General features: G+C 35.5%; 16 protein-coding genes and 2 pseudogenes. 17 read left to right on the forward strand and 1 reads right to left on the reverse strand.

Features of this window, described 5'->3' with window-relative positions; all coding sequences use genetic code 11:
• Positions 1-2 precede the first annotated feature (2 nt).
• From FD27_RS07720 to FD27_RS07745, 7 genes and pseudogenes are all read left to right on the forward strand, one after another.
• Positions 3-1,430 carry an oligosaccharide flippase family protein gene (locus FD27_RS07720; protein WP_057752266.1) on the forward strand — a complete coding sequence of 476 codons (1,428 nt, stop codon included), beginning with the start codon at positions 3-5 and terminating at the stop codon, positions 1,428-1,430.
• 175 nt (positions 1,431-1,605) lie between these two features.
• Positions 1,606-2,439, forward strand: a pseudogene (locus FD27_RS09070) (KxYKxGKxW signal peptide domain-containing protein); the annotation flags it as partial.
• Positions 2,440-2,556: 117 nt separating this feature from the next.
• Positions 2,557-3,177: pseudogene (locus tag FD27_RS09075) on the forward strand (peptidoglycan DD-metalloendopeptidase family protein); the annotation flags it as partial.
• Positions 3,178-3,261: 84 nt separating this feature from the next.
• The gene (locus FD27_RS07730; protein ID WP_268872920.1) at positions 3,262-4,290 is read left to right on the forward strand and encodes an acyltransferase; all 1,029 of its coding nucleotides are present in this window, start codon (positions 3,262-3,264) and stop codon (positions 4,288-4,290) included.
• Between the two features lie 25 nt (positions 4,291-4,315).
• Complete coding sequence (locus tag FD27_RS07735) at positions 4,316-5,122, forward strand: LicD family protein (RefSeq protein WP_057752275.1); 807 nt, start codon at positions 4,316-4,318, stop codon at positions 5,120-5,122.
• A gap of 18 nt (positions 5,123-5,140) precedes the next feature.
• Positions 5,141-6,001: a beta-1,6-N-acetylglucosaminyltransferase gene (locus tag FD27_RS07740; protein ID WP_057752278.1), complete on the forward strand. Its 861-nt coding sequence runs from the start codon at positions 5,141-5,143 to the stop codon at positions 5,999-6,001.
• Positions 6,002-6,018: 17 nt separating this feature from the next.
• The gene (locus FD27_RS07745; protein ID WP_057752281.1) at positions 6,019-7,131 is read left to right on the forward strand and encodes a glycosyltransferase; all 1,113 of its coding nucleotides are present in this window, start codon (positions 6,019-6,021) and stop codon (positions 7,129-7,131) included.
• A gap of 57 nt (positions 7,132-7,188) precedes the next feature.
• On the opposite strand, the gene FD27_RS07750 is transcribed toward FD27_RS07745, so the two are convergent.
• The gene (locus FD27_RS07750; RefSeq protein ID WP_057752284.1) at positions 7,189-8,508 is read right to left on the reverse strand and encodes a GH25 family lysozyme; all 1,320 of its coding nucleotides are present in this window, start codon (positions 8,506-8,508) and stop codon (positions 7,189-7,191) included.
• A gap of 162 nt (positions 8,509-8,670) precedes the next feature.
• Here FD27_RS07750 and FD27_RS07755 point away from each other — a divergent pair, with 162 nt between their 5' ends.
• The 10 genes from FD27_RS07755 (at position 8,671) to FD27_RS07800 (ending at position 25,224) form a co-directional block, all read left to right on the forward strand.
• Positions 8,671-10,974, forward strand: a complete 2,304-nt coding sequence (locus FD27_RS07755) for a KxYKxGKxW signal peptide domain-containing protein (protein ID WP_057752287.1) — start codon at positions 8,671-8,673, stop codon at positions 10,972-10,974.
• Positions 10,975-12,064: 1,090 nt separating this feature from the next.
• Positions 12,065-13,072: a glycosyltransferase gene (locus FD27_RS07760; RefSeq protein WP_057752291.1), complete on the forward strand. Its 1,008-nt coding sequence runs from the start codon at positions 12,065-12,067 to the stop codon at positions 13,070-13,072.
• Positions 13,073-13,507: 435 nt separating this feature from the next.
• Positions 13,508-15,244, forward strand: a complete 1,737-nt coding sequence (locus tag FD27_RS07765; RefSeq protein ID WP_057752294.1) for a phosphotransferase — start codon at positions 13,508-13,510, stop codon at positions 15,242-15,244.
• A 4-nt stretch (positions 15,245-15,248) separates the two neighbouring features.
• The gene (locus tag FD27_RS07770) at positions 15,249-15,962 is read left to right on the forward strand and encodes an NTP transferase domain-containing protein (RefSeq protein WP_057752297.1); all 714 of its coding nucleotides are present in this window, start codon (positions 15,249-15,251) and stop codon (positions 15,960-15,962) included.
• The gene (locus tag FD27_RS07775; protein WP_057752300.1) at positions 15,959-17,455 is read left to right on the forward strand and encodes a BCCT family transporter; all 1,497 of its coding nucleotides are present in this window, start codon (positions 15,959-15,961) and stop codon (positions 17,453-17,455) included. Before FD27_RS07770 ends, FD27_RS07775 begins: the two co-directional genes overlap by 4 nt.
• A gap of 92 nt (positions 17,456-17,547) precedes the next feature.
• Complete coding sequence (locus FD27_RS07780) at positions 17,548-19,125, forward strand: peptide chain release factor 3 (protein ID WP_057752303.1); 1,578 nt, start codon at positions 17,548-17,550, stop codon at positions 19,123-19,125.
• Between the two features lie 43 nt (positions 19,126-19,168).
• Positions 19,169-20,206: an acyltransferase family protein gene (locus FD27_RS07785; protein ID WP_057752306.1), complete on the forward strand. Its 1,038-nt coding sequence runs from the start codon at positions 19,169-19,171 to the stop codon at positions 20,204-20,206.
• Positions 20,206-21,924: a 6-pyruvoyl-tetrahydropterin synthase-related protein gene (locus FD27_RS07790; RefSeq protein WP_057752309.1), complete on the forward strand. Its 1,719-nt coding sequence runs from the start codon at positions 20,206-20,208 to the stop codon at positions 21,922-21,924. Before FD27_RS07785 ends, FD27_RS07790 begins: the two co-directional genes overlap by 1 nt.
• Entirely contained in the window at positions 21,921-22,778 is an 858-nt protein-coding gene (locus tag FD27_RS07795; protein WP_057752312.1) for a UbiA prenyltransferase family protein, read from the forward strand. Before FD27_RS07790 ends, FD27_RS07795 begins: the two co-directional genes overlap by 4 nt.
• 559 nt (positions 22,779-23,337) lie before the next feature.
• Entirely contained in the window at positions 23,338-25,224 is a 1,887-nt protein-coding gene (locus tag FD27_RS07800) for an N-acetylmuramoyl-L-alanine amidase family protein (protein ID WP_057752315.1), read from the forward strand.
• Positions 25,225-25,257: the final 33 nt, after the last annotated feature.

Consider the following 25,257-nt stretch of genomic DNA (forward strand, 5'->3'; position numbering starts at 1 on the left):
TAATGAAGGTAATTAAAAATTATCTCTATAATGCCGGCTATCAGATTCTAAACATGTTGTTACCGTTAATTACGGTTCCATATATTGCTCGTGTGTTAGGAGCACATAATGTTGGTATTAATGAATATACTAATAGCTGGGTTACATTCTTTTACTTGATGGGACAAATGGGGATCACCCTCTATGGAAATCGAGAAATTGCCTATCATCGAGATGACATTTTTCAACGATCAAAAACCTTTTGGGAAATTGAGTCGTTACAAGTATTAACAATTAGTCTGTCCCTTATTGCTTATTTAACGGCTGTTCTTCTGTTTAGTACTACTTTTAAGTATTACTTCTTAATGCAAGGCTTGTGGATTATCGCTACGGGAGTCGATGTTTCTTGGTATTTCATGGGACTGGAAAACTTTAAGGTAACAGTAGTCCGGAATGCTCTTGTTAAGCTAGCTTCAGTTGTTTTAATTTTTACCTTTGTTAAATCCACTGCGGATTTGAGTATCTATATTTTGATCTTGGGAGGATCACAATTAATTGGTAATTTGACTCTTTGGCCATACCTTAGGGGAAATATAACCTGGGTACCTATTCATCAGTGGCGACCATTTAAGCACTTTTACCCATCGCTCCTGTTGTTTATTCCAACGATTACAACGCAGGTATACCTAGTATTAAATCGGATTATGCTGGGACATATGGCCACCCAAGCTGATTTAGGTAACTTTGGTCAGTCAGATAAGATTGTTAAGTTCGTGCTAGCGATTGTTACTGCAACTGGGACAGTCATGTTACCGCACGTTGCTAATCAATTTGCTAAAGGAGACGTTAAGGGGGTACGAAATAGTCTCTATGCCTCGTTTGACTTTGTGTCGTCAATTTCTATTCCGATGATGTTTGGTTTAATGGCCATCTCTCACCAATTTGCTCCTTGGTTTCTAGGATCAGGATTTCAGATGTCTGGTGATATCATGTTTATTGAATCTCCAGTAATCGTCTTCATTGCTTGGAGTAATGTTACCGGGACTCAGTATTTGATGCCTGTTAATCGTGTTAAAGAGTTTACGACTTCCGTTACTATTGGTGCGGTTAGCAATATTGTTTTTAATATTTTCTTGATTTCGGCTTGGGGTGCCAACGGTGCTGCTCTTGCCACAGTCGGTTCTGAGTTTCTAGTTACTGCTGCTCAGATGGTAATGATTCGTAAAACTATTAGTCGACGCAAAATGTTTCGTGAAACCTGGAAATATCTAGTCGCAGGTATGATTATGTTCTTAGTCGTGTACAGAATTAATGAAACTATCCAGATGACTATTTCAAATTTAATCCTAGAGGTCGCCGTCGGCGTATTTATGTACTTGACAATGCTCTTTGTTTTGCGTGCTAGTATTCTAGCCAAGGCAAAGCAAATGTTAAATAAGAATAAGTCTTAATGAGCTGTATTACAGTTGTGTGACGTTGCTTTTACATTTTGATAATAAACGTATGAATCCAGTTGAGGGAACAGTATGGTTCTCTTATACTGGATTTTGTATTCAATTAGATTAATATTTAATAGAAATTTAAATCTAACACTCGTCCCAAATTTTTAGGAGGAATCAAATCGTTTTGAGTAGTCAGAGTAAAAGATTCAAATTGTATAAGTCAGGGAAACAATGGGTAACTGCCGTGATTGCTTCAATTGCAATCTTTACAGGTATCCAAATGACCTCAGCACATGCTGATACTACTGATAACAACTCAATTAACACAACACAGCTGGTAGATAACAACAATAATGAGAAGACGGTTAATAACCAAAAACAATTTGTATCAAGCCAAAACCAGCTCACCAATGTAGATACTGAAAATGATCAGCATTTAGTTGATACGAGTAACTTCGTTAATGGGATTAATAATGTAAACAATAGTACGTATTACTATGACTCATCTAACCATAAATTATTTAATGATGGTTGGAAACAAGATAACAGTAACTGGTATTATTTTAACCAGGATGGTAAGGCTCAGACCGGTTGGTTTAAATCACAGGCGGGATTGTGGTATTACTTTAATCAAGATGGAGCTGCTCAAAAAGGATGGTATCAGTCACCGTCATCAAACTTCTGGTACTATTTTGATAATGATAATGCGTGGGCATTAACAGGTTGGCAAAGTATAAACAACCAATGGTACCATTTTGATGAATCAAACGCTTGGGCAAATACCGGTTGGTTTAAGTCACAGGTGGGATTGTGGTACCTTTTTGATTCGCATGGGGCAGCGCAGACCGGTTGGTACCAATCACCAACGTCTGATTTTTGGTACTATTTTGACCCAATTAATGCTTGGGCAGATACTGGATGGCAAAATATTAATAACCATTGGTATCACTTTGACCCAACTAATGCGTGGGCAAATACAGGATGGTACCACTCAGAGGCAGGGCGTTGGTATTACTTCGACTCAACTAATGCTGATGCTCTAACTGGTTGGTACCAGTCACCTAACTCTGGACTTTGGTATCACTTTGACGAATTAAATGCTTGGGCGGATACTGGTTGGTACCAATCACCAACGTCTGGTTTTTGGTACTATTTTGATTCTACGAATGCTTGGGCGGATACTAGATGGCAACGTATCAATGGTCGTTGGTACTATTTTGATCCTACGAATGCTTGGATGTTAACGGGTACACAAACCATTAATGGTAAGGCTTACACATTTAATGAAAATGGTGCCTGGGCAGATGAATGGGCATGGCCATTCCCACAAGATGGGGAAGGATCCTTTAGTGGAGCACAATTATTTGGTGTTCATCCTGGTGGTGAATTTCGAATGAATGGATTCCATGATGGACTAGACTTTGGTTCATATGACCATCCTGGCTCAGAAGTTCGCGCAATTCATGGTGGCACAGTTAAGATTGTTGGTTACACTGCTGGATTAGATTGGTATTGCGTTGTGGATACTGGTGAATATTTGGTTGTTTATCAGGAAGCCTTTGCTAACCGCAGCAACATTTATGTTCAAGAAGGACAACATATTAATACTGGTGACGTCATTGGTGTTCGTAACACATCTCACGTTCACATTGGTATTACTCGTCAACATAACTTCAATATTGCTTTAGCAAACTCGTTCAACAACAATGGGACTTGGCTTGATCCACTGCAAATTATTAAAAACGGTATGAATTAATAAAAGGGGTTCGTGGAACTACATTCACGTACCCTTTTTAAATGAGGAAAATACATAAAAAAAAGACGATTTTATTATATAGATATTTTAAATTGTATGGCAATTTTTTTTGTCTTACTTATGCATGCCGCCCAATTAGCTCATTTTGGTGATAAAACTAACTCATATTTTTTAGCAACCAATTTGGTACAGACAATTTGTATTCCTGCTGTGTATATATTCTTTATGAACTCAGGTGCAACTTTATTAGACTATCGAGAAAGTAAGACAACTAAATCTTTTTTCATACATAGATTTAAAAGAGTTGTAGTACCTTTTGCTTTTTGGACACTTCTGTACTACATATATGATACAAGATATACTGCATTCCCTGGTCCATCATTTCATTCTCATCCTGGGATACATGATTTTATTTATGCATTTTCTCATAATCAGATAAATAATATTTTTTGGTTTTTCTATGCCATTATTGCACTATATCTGGCAACACCAATTTTCTCAACGCTAATTCATGAACATAAGGCTCTTCTGGCTTCAGTAGTCGTTATTTGGTTTGTCTTTAATGATGGAATTAGTTATGTGGAAGGTCTTACACACTTATCATTATATACAGAGTATATCAATCAACCATTACTGGCTTCTTCGTACTTAGGATACTTTATTGCTGGTTATTTAATTAGGATAAACTATTTTTCGCACAAGACTGAGAATATTTTGATTCTCGTGGGCGTGTTAACATTGTTAATGGGAATTATTAACACATTAATCCAGGGGAAACTTGCATTGTTTAGGAATATAGGTCCATTTTTTTATTCAGTTGCAATAGTTTTATTAATTAAGCGCCTAGGGAATCAGATAAAATCAGAATCAGTCTTACATTGCTTTACTGTTTTATCAGGAGCCAGCCTAGGTATTTACATTTTGCATCCTTTATTTTATGCTGTTTGTGATAAATTAGTATTTCATGCTAGTGTTAAAGGATGGGATCAATACCTGAGAGTACTTAATAACCCTATTCATATTTTTGTTTTACCAATTTTTGCATATATAGTAATGGCTACTGCTATTTTGATATTAAAACGGTCGAAAATAGTTAGGACAATACTTCCGTAATCAATCATATAGAGGATGAGTGAATTTGATAGAACTAACTCATAAAGAGATAAAAGAACGACTATTAAACATATTGATCAATTATCAAGAATTTTGTGATGATCATAATCTAAAAATGTATCTTTGTGCTGGAACATTGTTGGGCGCAGTACGACACCACGGATTTATTCCCTGGGATGATGATATTGATGTATGTATGGATCGTGACAGCTATAATAAAGTAATGAATATTGCAAAAAAACACAGTGTGTTCAATGGGCATTACAAGATAACAGATTTTCAATTTCATGATTCAAGCTATCCGTTCATTAAAGTAGTTGATTTACAAACAAAAATGAGTCAGCAATTTGAGAATGATGAAGCCGATTACTTGTGGATTGATGTTTTCCCAATGGATGGCTTACCGGCAGACAAACAACAACAAAAGACTTTGTATCGTAAAATAGCAGTTGTCAGAGAGCTCCAAATGTTAAGCTTTGCTAAGGTAGGACAAGGAAGATCAATTGCAAAAAAGATCTTAAAACCATTAGTAATACCTTTTGCTAAAATTTATGGTCTAAAACGGGCTAATCGAACTTTGAATAGGCTTTCTCAAACCTACGATTTCCATGAAACTGGTTGGATAGGAGACGTAATGTGGGGTGATTATGATAAGGAAACTCTAACTACTGATGACTATTTTCAAAGTACGAAAGTTTCTTTTGAAGGGCATGAGTTTGATACCATGAAGTGTTGGGATAAATATCTTACCGATCTTTATGGAGATGATTATATGGATGTTCCACCAAAAAGTAAGCAAGTTAATCATTGCCTTAAGGCATGGTTAAGGTAAAAGTTTGAGGATACAAAAATGCAGGCAGTTTTAATTATTGCTCATAAAGACGTTGATCAAGTCATTGCATTATCAAAAAAGTTAAGTGGAAAATTTAAAGTAATTATTCATTTCGATAAAAAGACCAGTGTGAGTCAACTACAAAGGAAGATGCTTAATAATCTTGATGTTGACTACTTTTCTAAAGTAAATGTGAACTGGGGCAGTTGGTCTATTGGTCAAGTTGCGGTTGAACTAATGAATCATGCGATGGCATATCCAGATATCACTTATGTACATTTGATTTCGGGTCAAGATTGGCCTTTAAAACCGGTTGATCAAATCTTTAATTTTTATGAAAATAATGACAAGATTTATTTGAGGTATTACAAAGCGAAGGGTTGTCGTAAGGGACATGATGATATTATATATTGGCAACAATTTTATTATCCCTTTGATGTAATCAATAGGAGATCATTTTTTGGTAAAGTTTATAATCGCTTAAGTATCTGGGCTCAGCACTTATTAAGAATTAATAAGTTCAAACGATTAGGTATTGATCTGGAAATTTATAGTGGTGCTAATTGGTGTGACTTGCCACGTGATGCAGTTCAATATTGCCTACAATATTTTAATAATCATTCCAATTTTCGTAAAATGTTGAAGACTGGTTCTTTCTCAGATGAGTTTTGGGTACAAACTATATTATGTAATTCTCCAAAATTTATACCTCGTTTAGACTATGACTATCATCGCTTTATCAAATGGGAGCATGTTCATAATAGCTTTCCGGCAATCTTGGATGAGCGTGATTATGAAAATATTGAAAAGAGCAATGCAATGTTTGGTCGTAAATTTGAGAGCCCATATTCTGATAAATTGCGCAAGATGTTGCCTTAATAGTAAGGAGAAGCCAAATGAAACGTGTATTAGTTGTCGGGGACTTTATTAGTGGAAGTGGCCTTACTCAGGTTATATATAATGTTTTTAAACATTTTCCCATAAGTGGATACCAAATTGAAGCTGTTGCGTATGGTAAGGATCCTACCGATTTTACTGATAAACAATGTGCAAAACTAGGATGGAAATTATACCGTGTTGTTCCTGTTACGAATAAACCAATTATACATTGGAAATGGTGGAGAAATTTTTTCAAAGTTCATCATTACGATATTGTATACTTTAATTACTCTTCTTCATGGAACTATTTGCCATTGGTTTATGCGAGAAAATATGGTCATTCAGGAAAAATTGTTTGCCACTCCCATAATTCATACTATAGTCACGTTTTCTCTAATCCTATTATGATGAAAGCATTAAATGTGCTAAATAATCATGGTAAGACAGTATTTAATAAAAATGCGGATGTGAAAATTGCAACATCCATTCAAGCAGGTAAGTGGATGTTTGGTGATAATGCTAATAATGTTCATGTAGTTACAAATGGAATGGATCTGGCAAAGTTTGCCTTTTCAAAAGAACAGCGATTTATAATAAGACATAAATTAGACTTGTCAGAAGATGATCAATTAATCGGATTTGTAGGGGTACTACAGGAACGTAAAAATCCATTATTTGCATTGGATGTTTTTCATGAATATCACAAAAAATATCCCAACAGTAAATTTGTTATGTTAGGGAAGGGGCCGTTAAAACAAGAACTTCATAAAAAGATAAGTCTATACAAGTTAGACCAATGTGTGATTCAAAAAGATTTTGTTCCTGATATTTATTATTGGTATTCAGCAATGGATGCTCTTTTGTTTACAAGTAAGTATGAGGGCTTTGGATTAGTAGCTTTAGAGGCACAAATTAGTAAATTACCAGTATTTGCTTCTAATACTAATATTACTAAGATCTTTGCTACTGATTATATATTCAAGATGAATGATTTGAATGCTAAACACTGGTCAGACAGATTAGATAGAACACTATCAATTGGTATTTATGATAGAAGAGGAATCGACCCTGCATTACGGGAATTCAGTATTGATAGGCAAGCTAAAACTATTCAAAGGTTAATAAATTAAATTAAAAAAGAGATCAGATAGGTTGCATGACGCTTATCTGATCTCTTTTCAATTGGTTTAATATTCTTTTATTAGTTGTCCATCAGAGCTAAATTCGTAAAGATGTCCTTCAATGTATTGATCCTCGGTAACAGCTTTACCTGTATTATCAAAATAGTAACGATGACCGTTAATATTCTGCCAACCAGTCTTCATTGCCCCATAAAATCCATCATGGGTAGTTTGAAAGTTATAATAGTTTCCATTAATTTTCTGGAGCCCAGCCAACATCCAAGCGTTATTAGGATCAAAATAGTAGCTATGATTATTAATAGTTTGCCAACCAGTTTGAGCGGCACCATCTTGATTAAAGTAGTACCAATATCCTGATGCAGGCGATTGGAACCATCCGGTTCTTGCAGTTCCGTTATTATCAAAGAAATACCAATTATCATTAATATTCTGCCATCCAGTAGCATTTTGACCGTTTACTTCATACTGCCAACCATTATTATATTTCCAAGTACTAATTGATCCAAAAAGTCCATGGTAGTCTACTGAAATATCTAGATCTCCATTGTATCCAGCAATGCGGCCATGTGAATTGAATTGCCAAGCACCATAATTTTGATTTGTCGAATACGTTGGATTATAGAGATATTGGGCAATCCAGGTGCGGTTACGACCAACAGTGGAACTTACGTTATAGGTAGCGTCGTAACTAGTTGAGGCATAGACACCATGGTTAGTAAATCCACGATTATTTAGTTGTTGCCAAAAGCCATTTAAATTATTGGCTATCCCCACATATTTAGTGGAGTTGTCTTCCATATCAGCATAGATCATTGTATTACTGCTAAGTCCAAGATGATTCATTTCATTAGCAAGATAGTTAGCTTCAGAAACTGCCGCATTCCATGAATTGAACTTGGCGTAATGGTAAACTTGTACGTTTAATCCAGCATTTCGGGCATTAGTAACTTGCTGACCATCATATGGATTGGTGTAATAGGTGCCTTCTGTCAACTTTACAATCGCAGTTTTGACGCCCGCATTTTTTAAGCTAACAAAGTTATTGTAAGTTAACCCAGCTTGAAATCCTGAAACGTCAACAGCATCTACTCGTGGATAATTTGAATTGCCAATAGGAATTATAGGTGTGCCATCATAAGCTCTTGACACTGCAGATGCAGATTGGGTCGTGGCAGTTGCACTAGTAGTGTTTGAGTTATTAACTAGTACATTATTTGTATTGATGGTATTTGTAGAATTATTTTGCTGAGTTGTAACAGTATTATAATCAGCGTCAGCTTTGGCATTATTATTAATGAATAGCGCTGTAGACAAAGACAGTAATGCTAAAGTTGAAGCAAAGTAAATATGATTTTTGTAACTCAAAATTGTCCCCCTAGAAAATGATCTAACTGATTATTATACTATTTGATCGTTATTACTTAATTTCACTAATGTTAAATTATAATGACAATCAGGCAGTTTTCTTGTCTTGACTTTCGTGATATATTAAGGAGGTTATAAATTACTATATGGGGAAGGAAGAACATGAAAAAGCATTTTAAACTTTATAAAGCTGGTAAATTATGGCTAACAGCGGCTATTGTTGCTTTTGGAGTGGGTACAGTTACTGTTACCGCTAATGCATCAGATGAATTAAGCACCTCAGATACTAATACTACTGAACAAGTATCGGATGCTTCGACCGGCAATAGCACTACAAGTCAGTTACCTGATAGTGTTAATGATTATAACCGTCAGGATAACAACACATATCAAAATACCAAGGGGCAAACTGCAAATAACTGGCAGACTCAGGGAAATGATTGGTACCATTTCAATAATGGTTCAATCAATACTGGGTGGAATTCCATTGATAATAATTGGTATTACATGAATCAAGATAGTGCCAAAATGGAAACTGGTTTACAAAAAATTAATAATAATACTTATTATTTAAATGATCAGCATGATGGCACTTATGGCGCCATGAAAACTGGTTGGCAAAATGTTAATAATAATTGGTACTATTTCCAAAATTCAGGGGCTGCGACAACTGGGTGGTATAAGTCAGCTGCAGGACTGTGGTATTACTTTAATCAAGATGGTGCTGCTCAGACTGGGTGGTTCAAATCTCCTACATCTGGTTTTAATTATTACTTTGATCCAGCCAATGCATGGGCTTTAACTAGTTGGCAAAGACTGGATAACAGTTGGTTTTATTTTGATCCAACCAATGCATGGTCTGACTCAGGTTGGCTACATACTCCGGCAGATAACTGGTATTATCTGAGTGATAAAGGACAAGTTCAAACTGGATGGTATCAGGTAAATAATCATTGGTATTATGGAGACTCCAGCAATGGGAATACGTTGCGAGGTTGGCAATTACTCAAAGATGGTTGGCATTACTTCGATACTGTTCAGACATGGACTGATTTGGGTTGGCAGAATATTGGTAATAACTGGTATTTCTTTGACACTAACAATCATGGATTAATGTTAACCGGGTTTCATAAAATAAATGGTCAAACTTATTTCCTCAATGAATCTCACGATGGGAATTTTGGAGCAATGAAGACCGGTTGGCAATGGATTAATAATGGTTGGTATTATTTCCAAAGTAATGAAGCACAATCATTAGGTTGGCAAAACGTTAATGGTAATACTTACTACCTAGATCCATCTTCCGGTAAGATGGTAACAGGGAATAACCTAATAGACGGTAACAGATATTACTTTGACCCTAGTTCAGGACACCAGATTAAAGGATTATTTCTTGATAGCAATGGATTATTGGTATACTACGATAATCAAACTGGTGCTCAAAAAGATAGTTTAGGTTCATTCACTTTTAATCCCACTACCGGAGAAATCGTAACTTCAAATTTAAACAATGGATTAAATGTTATAAACGATGATACTTACTACTTTGATAAGAATAGTAACAAATTTGTGTACAATGACTGGCGATTAGTAAATAATCATTGGTATCACTTCTCAAATAATGGATCAGCCCATACTGGATGGTATCAATCAGCAATTGGTGCATGGTATTATCTAAACCATGATGGAGCTGCTCAAACTGGATGGTATCAGTCAGCAGTAGGTGCATGGTACTATTTTGATTTAGCTAATGCCTATGCTAAGACGGGGTGGCAATATATCAATAACTATTGGTATTACTTTGATCCGTCTAATGCTTATGCCTATGTCGGATACCATGTTATCAATGGCGTTGAATATTTCTTTGACTTGAAAAATGCTTATATGTACCAAAACCACTGGGTTAATGTGAATGGCTGGACTTATCACGCGGACAATAGTGGCCGTTTATGGTTCCCACAGTGGTACTCACAGTTTTCTTCGCCATATGCGGCTGAAGGATGTTCAGTTTTTGCTACGGCAATTATGTTAAGTCCTAAGGAGTATATTAATATTCCCTATGCATTGTCATTACTACAACAACGTCAAGCTGGTAATATTTATTCTGGCGCTGGATTTAGCGTTGTAATTCAACCTAACTCATTGGTAGACTTGGCTAGACATTTTGATGGATCAGTGACTAATATTTCTGGGAGCAGTGTACAGGATATTATTAATACGGTTAATTCTGGTCGTCCTGTTTTATATTATGGTTACTCTAGGTATGAGAATTTGTATTGGAATCATAATCACTGTAAAGTAATTGTCGGCTATCAAAATGGTTGGTTTAGAGTTTATGATTGTTGCTATAACTATGCCTCTCAAGGATCAACTGGTTGGAATGCCTATGATTATGGTGCTAAAGGCTGGATTACGACTTCCCAATTTACTCGTGAATATGCCGGACAGGCTATTACAGTAAACTAACAAAAAGAAATCTAAAAGTCTGGTGTTGATATAGAACAAATTGATTTCTATACCAATACCAGACTTTTTGAGTTTAAAGTGCAAAAAGAAATTAACCCTCTGATATAATGCAATCGCTAGATCACACATAAAAAAAGATAACACCCATGGATCATGGTACAAGAACTCACTTCTTTTTGCAGGCACTCATCTTTGTTTCCAGCAAAACTGGCTTAAGTATATTGTAGTTAACAGGATCATCTAGCTTAGATTAATTGCACACCCTCACATAACCCGCGAGTTTGCCCCAATGTGGATGGCTTAACCGGGGGGATGGTTTTTTTTATTCATCTAAACATAAACATGGTCAGTTCCAAGTGCAATCATTAACTTTGGTGGTTCAGACCCAGCGCTTCTACTGCTTCGATTTGCCATAAATCCTTTAACGTTAATAGCTATCTTTTTGAAGATAAATGTATGATCAGTATAGGCCTGAAAAGTGAGATTGTTTTGCAATTGAGCCGCATTCAAAATATTAAAAATGTTGCGACCTATTTGTCAGTGAGGCTTCGGTCTAACAAGTCCTACTAGACTTTGACGTCCGGTTTCAACCCGATTAAATTATTTACTACGAACCCTTTGTATTGATGAGTTTAAATCGATGTGCAGTGCAAAAATAAGTTTTATTGCCGTTAATAGTGACCAACGGTATTTACTAGAACTGTTAGAAAGTTGCCAACTTAATAGTCTTCTTAAGCATTGTCAACATATGCACGTTGTCGCGTCAAATAAAACATGAACATTGCCTATGATTAGTTTATTAAGAAGGCTCTTACGCATGCCAAAATTATTAACGATCGCTTTCATATTGGTAAACACATCATACTGCTTAAATCTAGAGTTTACTTAATTTTTGGTCATCAGATCTAATCCAAATAAAAAGGATCACCATATCGGATGACTGAACCAGATCAATTTCATTGGTACAGATTAATACTTGCCTGTTAACACTGGTTGATGAAGAGCTAAAAAGTAGGGTGTAATTACCCTACTTTTTTATTACAATGAATATGTTATTTAATTCTGATATATTTTTTGAAGGTGCTTACTAATGAAAAATAATTATATATTATCATGGCATGATAGTGCGAGAAATACTGGTGGTGTTAAAGCTAAAAGTGATGTTGTTTATTTTTTATCCAAAAATGGGGTTATACCAGTTGATACTCCAAGCGATAAATTTGGAAAGATAATTACATCTATATTTGCCAAACAAAGATTGTCTAAACTTAATGGGAGTCTGTTAATACAATATCCGTCTGGAAAAAATCTAATACGTAATTTATGGATGAAAGCAGCAATGTCCAACAAAAAGTTAAAGGTAATCTTGCTCGTACATGATTTAGAAGTGCTCCGTTTTCATAATGACAATAATCATTTAGAAGAAAAAAGAAAGGAAATACAGTTTTTAAATCAGGCTGATGGATTAATCGTATTAAACTCTAAAATGCAAGGGCTACTATCTGAAACAGGTATAACAATTCCAATGGTATCATTGAGGATTTGGGACTACGATAATCCTCAACCTTTCAATGATGAATTTCGATACAACAAGACAATTTGTTATGCAGGTAATTTAACGAAGTCAATGTTTTTAAAAAGTCTGAATTTATCAAATAAGCTACATGTATTTGGGCCCAATGCGAACTTTACCTTACCAAAATCTGTTATTTATGAAGGTGAGTACACACCACAAGAGCTTCCAAAAATGATGAATTTTAATTTTGGATTAATCTGGGATGGCATATCTACCAAAACATGTTCGGGTAGTTATGGACAATACCTGCGATTTAATGATCCACACAAGACTTCTTTATACTTGAGTACAGGGCTGCCAGTCATTGTATGGAAACATGCGGCTATTGCAGATTTTATTTTAAGAAATAAAGTTGGTAAAACAGTTGGCAACTTGAATGAGCTAGACCATTTATTGGATTCAATTTCAGAAGCAGAATTTACTAATATGAAAAAGAACGCAATTACTATTGGTAGGAAAATGAGACAAGGATTTTATATAAATTCTGCATATAGTAAATTAAAAAATGAACTAGGCTTGTAGAATAGATCGTTATTTGAGAGGCTAACTATGCCACAAATCAAGTCTGGTAAATGAGGATACTATACTTTGATTTTATTTGGCACTATAAAAATTTTCATTTTAGTTTTTCGTCAAGGAATGAGCTGTGTCTTAAATTTTTGATTTCATATTAATCAAATTGAATAACGATATTAAACCTTGACGAGTATATACCTGCTATCTTTTAATGGGAGCTTTAATTTTTTGAAGATCAAACGGTTGATATTGTCAGGAAAGCAGCTTACCGCGTACAGCGTAAGCTGCTTTTATAGTTATCATACAATTAGTAAAGATTAGGGAAATAACTACTCACCATATGCTTTTTATAACTAACTCATAATGATCCTTAGCGTGTTGAGTGTCCATGACAAAAATGATACAATCATATTGTTCATCATTTGAAAGGAAACTGATTAAATGAACAGAAGCCTAATTGACTTAATGCAATTAAAATTAAGAAATCCTGATATTACCCAACGGGAGCTAGCAAAAGAGTTGGGAATGTCATTGGGGAAAACTAATCATGTTTTGAATGAATTAAAACAAACTGGTTTAGTTGATGCTCAATTTGCTTTGACTAGTACTGGTCGAGAATACATCACCAGTCATCATCCCCAGCAAGCAGTGATTTTAGCTGCTGGTTTTGGTATGCGCATGGTGCCGATTAATACTGAGGAGCCTAAGGGACTATTAGAAGTTAATCAAGAACCACTGATTGAGCGTTTAATTAAACAACTGCATTCTAAAAACATTCGAAAGATATACATTGTCGTTGGATTTATGAAGGAACATTATGAGTACTTAATTGATAAGTATGACGTTCAATTAATCGTAAATCCACATTATCACGAATGGAACAATATTTATTCTCTATACCTTGCTAAGGAACATTTGAATAATAGTTATGTTGTACCTTGTGATATTTGGCTTAAGAACAATCCTTTTTCAGAGGTAGAAGATCAACCGTGGTACATGTTTTCTGACCATCAACATGAAGACAGTCATTGGAAAGTGACCAATCGTGGAACAATTAAGTACGTTGGCGCGGGCGGTAATAAAATGGTTGGCATTGCATATCTGAATGCGGAAACTGGTAACCGTGTAAAGCAAGAGTTAGACAAACGAATATCTCAACAATCAAGACTGGATGAATTTTGGGAATCTTTGTTAATAGGTGGCGACCGCTTTAAATTAAATAGTTATTTAATCAAAGACAATCAATTTGCAGAGATCAACTCCTATGAAGAATTACGAAATCTTGATAGTAATTCTGATCATCTCAGAAACGATGCCATTCAAGCAATTGTGAATACTTTAGGCGTTAAGAATACGGAGATTCATGATATCAGAGTTTTGAAGAAGGGAATGACGAATCGCTCCTTTATTTTTGATTGTCAAGGTGATCAATATATCATGCGAATCCCTGGGGCGGGGACAAAGGAACTCATTAACCGTCAACAAGAGTATGATGTTTACCAGGTAATAAAAGACTTACCGTACGTTGAACAAACCTTATATTTGAACCCAGAAAATGGTTATAAGCTGACCAAATTCATTAAACATTCTCACAATTGTGACCCTAATAATTGGAAAGAAGTTCAACAAAGTATGCGTCTTCTGAATAAGATGCATGCAAGTCATTTAAAAGTTGATCATACTTTTGATTTAAGGGCACAGATCAATATGTATGAAAAACTACGTAAAGCTCCTTCAGCATATCGTGATTATGCAGGAGTGAAGCGTCGGATCGACCAACTATTAAATTACGTGGATCAACTAGACAAGGACTGGACTCTTTGTCACATCGATGCTAACGCTGATAACTTTGTGTTTGATCGGAATGGTAACGAATTTCTGATTGACTGGGAATATGCTGGTATGCAGGACCCTGATGTGGATGTGGCAATGTTTGCCATTTATTCAATGTATAATCAAGAACAAATTGATCATCTTATCGATATTTATTTTGGAAAATCGACTAGTCAACAGAATAAAATTAAAATTTATGCCTATATTGCTATATGTGGGCTGCTATGGAGCAATTGGTGTGAATACAAACAGTCCTTGGGCTTAGATTTTGGTGAATACTCGTTAGCTCAATATCGTTATGCAAAGGAATATAGCAAGAAAGTGCTCAAATACTTGAAAGGATAGTTATATGACAACGATTGATAATGCAATCATTATGGCCGCTGGATTTGGAACGAGAATGCGTCCGTTAACATATCAAACACCTAAGCCATTAGTAAAAGTGGCAGGTCAACCTATGATTGAATCTGTCATTGAAGGACTACATGCTAATCATATTAAAGATATTTCCATCGTCGTTGGGTATTTAGCAAATCAATTCAATTACCTGGTTGATAAGTATCCAGGCGTTAAGTTAATTAATAACCCATACTATGAAAAATACAATAATATTTCATCGTTGTATGTTGCTCGTCATGAACTGCGTAATACGGTTATTTTGGATGGCGACCAAGTTATTATGAATCCACGTATTTTGAATCGAGAATTTCAAGGATCAGGATACGCCGGGGTTGCTATTAATACTTTTACCGATGAATGGATTATGCATGTCGATGCTGAAAACAATGTTGTAACTTGTGACCGTAAAGGTAATGATCATGGTTGGCGCTTGTATAGCTTGTCTAAGTGGAATGCTAAAGATAGTGGGCAACTGAAAAAATTACTAGAGATAGAATTTGAGCAGTTGCATCATTATGATATTTACTGGGATGATATTGCAATGTTTGACTATGCAGATCAATTTGAACTGAAGTTGCTACCGATTAATTCTGGTGACATCATTGAAGTAGATAGTTTAGCACAGTTAGATCGGTTAAATACTGAGTTAGGTAATAATAAATGATTAAAAGTAATCTACGAAAAATTGACTGGTCATTAGTCCTTATTCCAATCTTAGCTATTGTGATGATCAGCTATCTTTTGGAACAATTTCCTCAATCGGCACATCACATATTAACTTCCATTCGTGTTTTCTTTAATGATCAGTTAACAGTTATTTATATTTTAGTGGGGCTATTTTTCTTTCTTAGTACTCTTTACGTAGCCTTTTCTAAAATTGGTCATAAAAAATTAGGAAACAAAGATGATCATCCTGAATACTCAAATCTTCGGTGGGGAGTAATGATTTTTACCTCAACAATGTCAGCCGATATTATTTTTTATGCGCTATGTGAATGGATGATGTATGCTCAAGAACCATTTATTCAAAGTAAAGGTAACGTGATGGAATGGTCATTAACTTATTCACTGTTTCACTGGGGACCTATTGCATGGTCTTTCTATATCATGTTAGCAGTTGCGTTTGCTTATATGTTGTTTGTAACTAAGAATCAGCGACAGAAGTTTTCTGAAGCATGTCGTCCAATATTGGGAAAATATACTGATGGAATTTTGGGGAAATTAATTGATTTAATCGCTATTTTTGCTTTGCTGGCAGGGACTGCGACGACCTTTTCCATGTCAATGCCGCTTCTTTCGGCAGTTGTCGGCCATTTATTTCATATTAATAGTCTTACTAGACTATCGCTTGTTCTAATAATTATTGTAGTACTGATATACCTCATTGCTTCGGTTATGGGGATGAAGGCAATCTCCCGGTTAAGCGCTATTTGTTACACTTTCTTTATTGGATTATTGCTATATGTATTATTATTCAGTGGGAATGCCAACTTTATTTTAGATTCGGGACTACAAGCAGTTGGTAACTTGACTCAAAACTTTATTGGAATGGCAACAACCACCCGAAACCATGACTTTACTCAAAACTGGACAATTTATTATTGGTCGTACTGGATTATTTGGTGTGTTGCCACTCCGTTCTTCATTGGTAGTATCAGTAAAGGACGAACTATTCGCGATGTTGTTATACGTGCCTATGCCTGGGGATTAGGTGGTACTTTCTTAGCGTTCATTATTCTGGGTAACTTTGGGATGTCTTGTCAAATTCATCATTTGATTAATGTTAGTCACTTAATTGCTTCTGGAAATAGCTATGCACATGTAGCTTTACTGATCATGAAAACTTTGCCGCAGTATCGTCTGGCACTAATTTTATTAGCACTAGCAATGATTGGATTGTATTCAACTGTCTTTGACTCGATTACGATGGTTATTTCTAAGTATTCATATCGTCAGTTGAGTTTAGACGAGGAGCCAAGCAAGTTGTTACGTGGATTTTGGGCCATTGCCTTTATGATACTCCCCACTGCGTTATTAGTGAGTCACAGTAATATGAATAATATTCAATCAGTTGCGATTATTGCTGCTTTGCCCACGATGATCGTTATGATATTAATAGTAATGAGTTTTTATAAAGAAATTAGGCGAAACAGTTGAAACGAATATTTGTTAGCTCCATAGGTTAATTTATCCTATATGTTAGAATAATTACGGTATTTTCTATATTACAAATGAAAGGAACAAGTTTCATGTCATCAAAACAACTTGCAGATGCAGTTAATAAGCGGCGGACATTTGCCATTATTTCCCACCCGGACGCGGGTAAGACCACTATTACGGAACAACTGTTACTTTTTGGTGGGGTTGTTCGTGAAGCCGGAACAGTTAAAGCACGAAAAACCGGTAACTTTGCAAAATCAGACTGGATGGAAATCGAAAAGAAGCGGGGGATTTCTGTTACATCTTCAGTTTTACAGTTTGATTTTCAAGGTAAACGAATCAATATCCTGGATACACCAGGACACGAAGATTTCTCTGAAGATACTTACCGAACTCTAATGGCGGTGGATTCTGCAGTTATGGTGATTGATTCCGCAAAAGGAATTGAGCCACAAACTAAAAAACTTTTCAAAATTTGTAAGATGCGTGGGATCCCGATCTTTACATTTATGAATAAGTTTGATCGTGATGCACGTGAACCATTGGACTTACTTAACGAAGTGGAAGATACGTTAGGTATTGAAACTTACCCAATGAATTGGCCAATTGGCTCTGGTCGTCAGTTTAAGGGAATTTATGACCGTTATAATCACCGTGTTGCTTTAACACATCCTAGTGATCCTAAACATCCTTATTTACCACTCGATGAAGACGGCAATGTCAAAGGAGAAAACCCATTGGCTGGTGATGGTGAATGGCAGGATGCTCTTGATGGGATGGAATTAGTTGAGGTTGCTGGTAACCAACTAGATCGTGACAAGATCGCTGCTGGTGATCAAACACCGGTCTTCTTTGGATCTGCGTTAACTAACTTTGGTGTTCAAACGTTCCTGGAAACATACTTGCAGTTTGCTCCTGCACCAAGTTCCCACCATACTGAGAATGATGGAGATGTGCACCCACTGGATCCTGAATTTTCAGGTTTTGTTTTTAAGATTCAAGCTAACATGAATCCTCGTCACCGTGACCGAATTGCCTTTGTCCGTATTTGTTCCGGGAAATTCGATCGGGGGATGGATGTTACGCTAGAGCGGACCCAGAAACCAATGCGCTTATCAAACGTGACTGAATTCATGGCTGATACTCGTGAAAACGTTGAAAAAGCGGTTGCTGGGGATATTATTGGTTTGTATGATACTGGAAATTTCCAAATTGGTGATTCTATCTATACTGGCAAGAAGGATATTAAGTTCGAAAAGCTGCCACAATTTACTCCAGAACTCTTTATGCGCGTTTCTGCTAAGAACGTTATGAAACAGAAGTCATTCCACAAGGGAATTAACCAGTTGGTTCAGGAAGGAGCAGTTCAACTGTTCCGTTCGTATTCTACTGGCGATTACATTTTGGGTGCAGTGGGTCAGCTACAATTTGAAGTCTTTAAGTTCCGGATGAAGAATGAATACAATTCTGATGTCATTATGGAGCCGATGGGTAATAAGACAGCGCGTTGGATTGACCCAGATCAATTAGACGAAAAGATGTCATCATCACGAAATATCCTAGTTAAAGATATTCATGACCAGCCACTCTTCCTGTTTGAAAATCAATTTGCTGAAAATTGGTTCAAGCAAAAGTACCCAGATGTGAAGTTAACGAGTAAGTTGTAGAAAAAGTATTAAAGTGATGAGTAGCATGTGGAAGGATCAAGGTATGAAAAGAGATAGTAGATTTGAATTATTAAGGATCATTAGTATGTTCATGATAATCATCTTCCATTTTGATTATTTTGGGCAGAAATGGAGAGTTCCTTCAATACATTCATTTTGGGACTATACTTTGCTGTCGTCATATTTGAGTCTTGGGAAACTTGGGGTATACCTTTTCATTATGATAACGGGGTACTTTGTTGGTAATAAAACATTTCCCATATCAAAAAGCTTGTTAAAATCATGTAGTATTTGGCTTGAAGCGTTCTATTACTCTGTTGGTATATATATAGTTTTAAGTTTAACCAAGTTAACTACTTTTTCCTTTGGACAACTTATCAAGTGTGCTTTACCCTTTATGACTGATCAATATTGGTTCGTTGATGCTTACTTAATATTGCTATTATTGATTCCATTCATTAATATTTGTCTTAATCAATTGTCTAGAAGGCAATTTTTCTATTTGGTAATAGTAATGAGTTTTCTATCTAGTGCTTTAACACCTATTAAAAGCGTTATTTTTTCAACTGAAATTCAGTTTGGCTATATTTTACCTGCATATTTAATTGGCGCATATATAAAGAAATACAATATAAGAATAGCGTTCATAAAATCAAAAATTATAATTATATATTTGTTCACTATAATATGCGCAGCTGGGTGCTATCAAACTGGTAAAACAAACTATATAAATGTTTTCTTCTTTGGAATCCCTCAATTACTGTTAGCAACTTTAATCTTTATAGAGGTAACGCAAGAGAGATCCTTTGTTAACAGATATGTCAATAGTATTGCAAAAACGGTTTTTGCAAGTTATTTGATTACAGATAATTTATTAGTGAAGGGATTATTATGGAATTTACCAGTGTTTCATAATAACAGAATTTCTATGTTCCAAATAAATGCATTTGGTATAGTGTTTGTTCTGGCTTTATTAATGGCATGTTCATTAATTGACTATTTTCGCATACTGCTATTCAGTCATGTAAACATCAATAATATATTTACAAAATTTCTATCAAAAGTGAGGAGTAACTTATAGTGGAAAATAGTAAGAGACAAATATGGCTTAATATTACTATGTACGCATTATTTATTGCGTTATCAATTATTTATATATGGCCGTTTGCTCATCGTGGAGTTATATTTGGTTCCGGAGATTTAATGTTTCATGTGAATCGTATGGAAGAATTATATCAAGATATCCAGCATGGTGTATTTATTCCTCGCATCTCTGCCTTTTCTTTTAACCAGGTTGGAAGTGGTATTAATTTCTTTTACCCATGGTTACTACTTTATCCTTTTGTTATATTACGTTTAATTACGAATAATCCCGTTAGTGCTTTTTACATTGGCATTGTGTTAATGAACTTTTTAACATTATCAGTAGCCTATTACTCTATGTTAAAGTTTTCGTTTTCCAGAAAAAGATCCTTTGCATTTTCAATTATTTATTCATTTGCCAATTACCGCCTATATTTAGTATTTAATCAAAACGTGTTGGCAGAAGCTTTGGCATATACATTTATGCCGCTTGCATTGTTGGGATTTTATGAAATTTTCTTTCATGATAATCATAAGTGGCCTTTGTTAGCGTTGGGAATGACATTTTTAATTTATTCGCATATGTTGACAACAGCATTAATTGCACTCTTCTTACTAGGTACTTTAGTTATTTTTTGGCACTTTATTGATCACAAAAGCCAGAGATTTTGCTCAGCAATTAAAGCGGCCTTTTTGGCACTTTCTTTGTCGGCTTTTTATCTTTTACCATTTATCGAACAAACTTTATCTAACAATTTAGTCGCATCATGGAAAGGGTTAGAGTTTGTTCAAACCCCTAGTGATACAATCTTAAAGTCACTTAATAATAGCCCTTATCAATATATTGGCATAGTTTTAATTATTACATTGTTCTTTGGTGTCCTTTACTGGAATAAAGCCAGTTTAGCTGATCGATATGTATATATTGCTGGGACATTGTTAACAGTATTAACAACAACATTAATTCCTTGGAATAAATTTATTCAAACCCCATTATCAGTAATACAGTTTCCATATCGTCTTAATGGATTAGCAACGTTATTACTTTCAATATATTTATCGCGAATTGTCCAAGTATGGTTCAGTAATAGTTATAGTCATTACCGGATTCCCACTATTTCCTTGTTGGCTTTGACTTTGATTCCAGTAGGATTGGTATATTCTGGTGAGCAACAATTAATAACTGCTAGAGAAAATATCCCTTATTTAAGCAAACGTCCCACAGTTCGACACTATTACCCACAACAAAATGGGACCTCGTATAATGTGACGATGTCAGAATGGAATAATCAGCTTCATTATTATGCTCATAATGGATCATTTGATTACTTTCCCAAAGCGGTTGGGGATAAGGTTACTCAAATTGCACTCCATAAAGGTATCATAAATGGTAAGGCAGTTCCATTAGGCAAACAACTAACGTCGAGCCCTAATCAACTTAGGTATTACCTGTCAAATATCAAAGCAGGTGAAAAAGTTGAATTACCAATTTTGTACTATCAAAATGATCTGGTTAAGGTTGGTAATCAAGAGTATCGTAAGCCAATGGTGACAAATCATTCATTAATCCAGATTACAGTTCCTCAACATAATAAGTATGTAACTGTAAAGTATAAGGATTCTCTCGTAGATATTATATCTGTGTGGATTTCTGTTCTGACATGGTTGGGTATAATAATATATTATCTTGGATATAAGATTAGGAGTATGCAATGAGAGATTACATTAAGTTAATGCGGCCTTTTCATTGGGTTAAAAATCTATTAATTTTCGTGCCATTATTTTTTAGTGGCCGCCTATTTACGTCTAATAAAATTACAGACTTGATCATAGCATTTTTAGCTTTTAGTTTAATTGCTTCTTCGGTATATGTTTTAAATGACATTAAAGATGCAGACAAAGACAGGCTACATCCTAAAAAGAAATATCGTCCAATTGCTAGTGGTCACATCAGCAAAGCACATGCTTTAATGCTTTGGGCATTATTGATCGTGATCAGCATTTGTTTGATGGCCCTATTGGTCAGAGTTATTGATAGCTTTTATGCTGCTTTAAGCTTACCAATTGTTTATATGTTAATTAACGTTCTATATAGTAATGGTTTAAAAAATGTCCCATTGTTAGATGTGGCAATTATTGCAGCTGGATTTGTAATAAGGTTATATTATGGAGCGGTAGTTTGCGGTATACTCATTTCTGATTCTCTGTTATTAACAGTAATTTCTGCTTCCTTCTTCTTAGGGTTTGGGAAGCGGAGAAATGAATTAAAAAAGGGGACAAGTACGCGTAAAGTCCTTCAAGCTTACAATATTCATTTTTTGGATAAAATTATGTATGTATTTATAGGTTTAACGTTAGTCTTCTATTCTTTGTGGACAATTACACGAGGAAATAACTTAGTGTATACAGTCCCATTTTCGATGTTGATTGTTGCAGACTACTGTTTGATCATTGAAAGTAATAGCTCTGATGGTGACCCAGCGGAAGTGCTAAAACATTCGAAAACTTTGATGTGTCTATTGGTACTTTTTGTTGTTTTCATGTTTATTTGTCTTTATGTTAACCCATAGTCAAATATTATTATGTATGAAGTGTAACGAAAAAAGTAAGGGAGTAGGTATACTTTTAAAATAATTAATTACGGTCTTACTAATAACTAAAATTTATTGTGGCATATTTTAACTACACCATTGTACTTTTAGAATAATTGAAGAGTTGGTCCACTGTATCTGTAACAATTGAGCTTAGATTGTATGGAAGATGACAATTTAATAAGATGTCCAGGTTTCTGTCTTTTTGTTTACTTACTTTATTTTTGATAGTAGATGGTGTCAAGTGAAATTTAGAAATGTCATAAAAAAGCGAAATAGAATTGTATGATTTGGGCGGTTTAGAAATTGGTAGATGCTAAACGATAGACTTGCCTTTGAATTTAATCATATGTGAGTGGTAGACAAGGTAATCTAAAATTATCAACTTATATAGCTTTGTTCCGTCTTCTAACATTTAATGAATTTAACATCGTAGCTTTAACCTTAATATTTGAGTTATTTATAGCTCTTCAATCTGGATTGGTGTAAAATGAACTTTACAAAAACAATTGATTATAGTAAATAAGGAGAGTTATTCATGAACAATGAACATGTTCATTCTTATAAATTGAGAAATACAATCCTGTTAGCTAGTGTAGCTTTAACACTAGGTATTTTTGCTTCAACGACTAATACTTACGCTAACGATAAAACTCCGGTAGTTAAAACGACCACAAATAACAACAAGCCAAATACTGATGCTGCCAACCCAACACCAACTGCATCTACTTTGGATACTACATATGCTTCTGCTAAAGCAGCTATTGATGCTACTTCCACCGAATCAGAAGCTAATAGTGTAGCAAGTCAACAAAAGGAGCAGGAAACAAAGGCGATTAGCGATTATTACGTTAGTCAAAAAAGCGCCAAGTCTGCTGCATTAGCTCAAGAATATAATGCTAAAAGTGCGCAATTTACGAAAGAATACACTTCGGATGAAGCAGCTGTTTCTGCTGGAAATTCCTTAACGATCAAAGGAATTAAAGATGCTTATGACACAGCTATTCAGGCTAATCAAGCAGCCTCTGCGGCACAAAAAGGCTATGAAGATTTAAGCAATGCTGTGGTCAAAGATCAAGAGGCAGTTAAAGAGGCCCAAAAAGAAGTTGATGAAGCTTCCGCAGCTGTAAAACCTGCAAAGGGGAAGGATCAGAATAAAGAACAGGATAGTAAGGCAGACAATTCAGATAATGATGCTCTAGTTTTAGCTAAAGGAAAGTTAAAAACGGCTCAGGATCAACTTAAATCTGACCAAGATGCTTTAACAAAGGCTAAATCTAAGCTTGACGAAGCTAAAAAAGGCGTTGTAGATGTAGCCGCTATTGCTTGGAAATATTTGACTGACTTAAAATCTACTAATGATGCTACATTGGCAAAGTTGAAAGAGGAAAATCAAAAAATCCTTAATCAGTATGATACAGATGCTAGTGCAGAGATTAGTCATATGAACACAGTTATCGATGGGTATCTCGATAACCATGTAAAGCAATTTAATATTGATACTCCAACTGGAAAAGCTAATACATGGGGTGAGCAAAAGTCCAAAGATGGCAAGATATCTTGGTACTACTATGGTAAGAATGGTAAAGCTGTTCAAGGATGGAATTTGATTGGTGACGATTGGTACTATTTTGCCAAAAGTAATGCCGAAATGTTTGCTGGTATTAAAACAATAAATGGTAAAGTTTATTACTTTAACCCTAACCATGATGGTACTTTTGGTCGCTTATTGACTGGCTGGCAAAAGGTTAATGGGTCATGGTACTGGTTTGCCGGTGATGAGGATACTAAGAACAATATTCATGGTGGATATGCTAAAACCAGCTGGCAAAAGACAACTCCTGCTAATAATTGGTACTATTTTGATGATAATGGTAAGGCAGTTACTGGTTGGTTCAAGTCTCCAGCTTCAGGATTATGGTATTACTTTGACCCAGTAAATGCATGGGCTGTCACAGGTTGGTTCCGTTCTGGCGCGGGACATTGGTATTACTTTGATCCGGTAAATGCATGGGCTGATACTGGCTGGCAGAGCATTAACGGACATTGGTATTACTTTGATCCAACCAATGCCTGGGCAACAAAGGGTTGGTATCGCTCTAACGCTGGTAATTGGTATTACTTTGACCCAGTAAATGCATGGGCTGTCACAGGTTGGTTCCGTTCACCAGCGTCTGGATTATGGTACTGGTTTGATCAGGATAATGCTTGGATGGTTACTAATGGTTGGGGATTTAACCATGACAATGGTCAACGGTACTACTTTGATGCAGCTGGTCATCCAATGACTGGATGGCTGAAGAGTTACGATGGTACTTGGTACTATTTCCAACCAGGTAGTGATGCAGCATTAGCTAATGGTCGTTACTGGATTGGTGGACGCCAATATAGTTTTGGCGCTACTGGTAACTGGCTGCAGTATTAAAGTAAATGGGAAGATTGGTAGTATAATCTATCG

The sequence above is a fragment of the Limosilactobacillus frumenti DSM 13145 genome (assembly GCF_001436045.1).
GTDB classification, from domain to species: domain Bacteria; phylum Bacillota; class Bacilli; order Lactobacillales; family Lactobacillaceae; genus Limosilactobacillus; species Limosilactobacillus frumenti.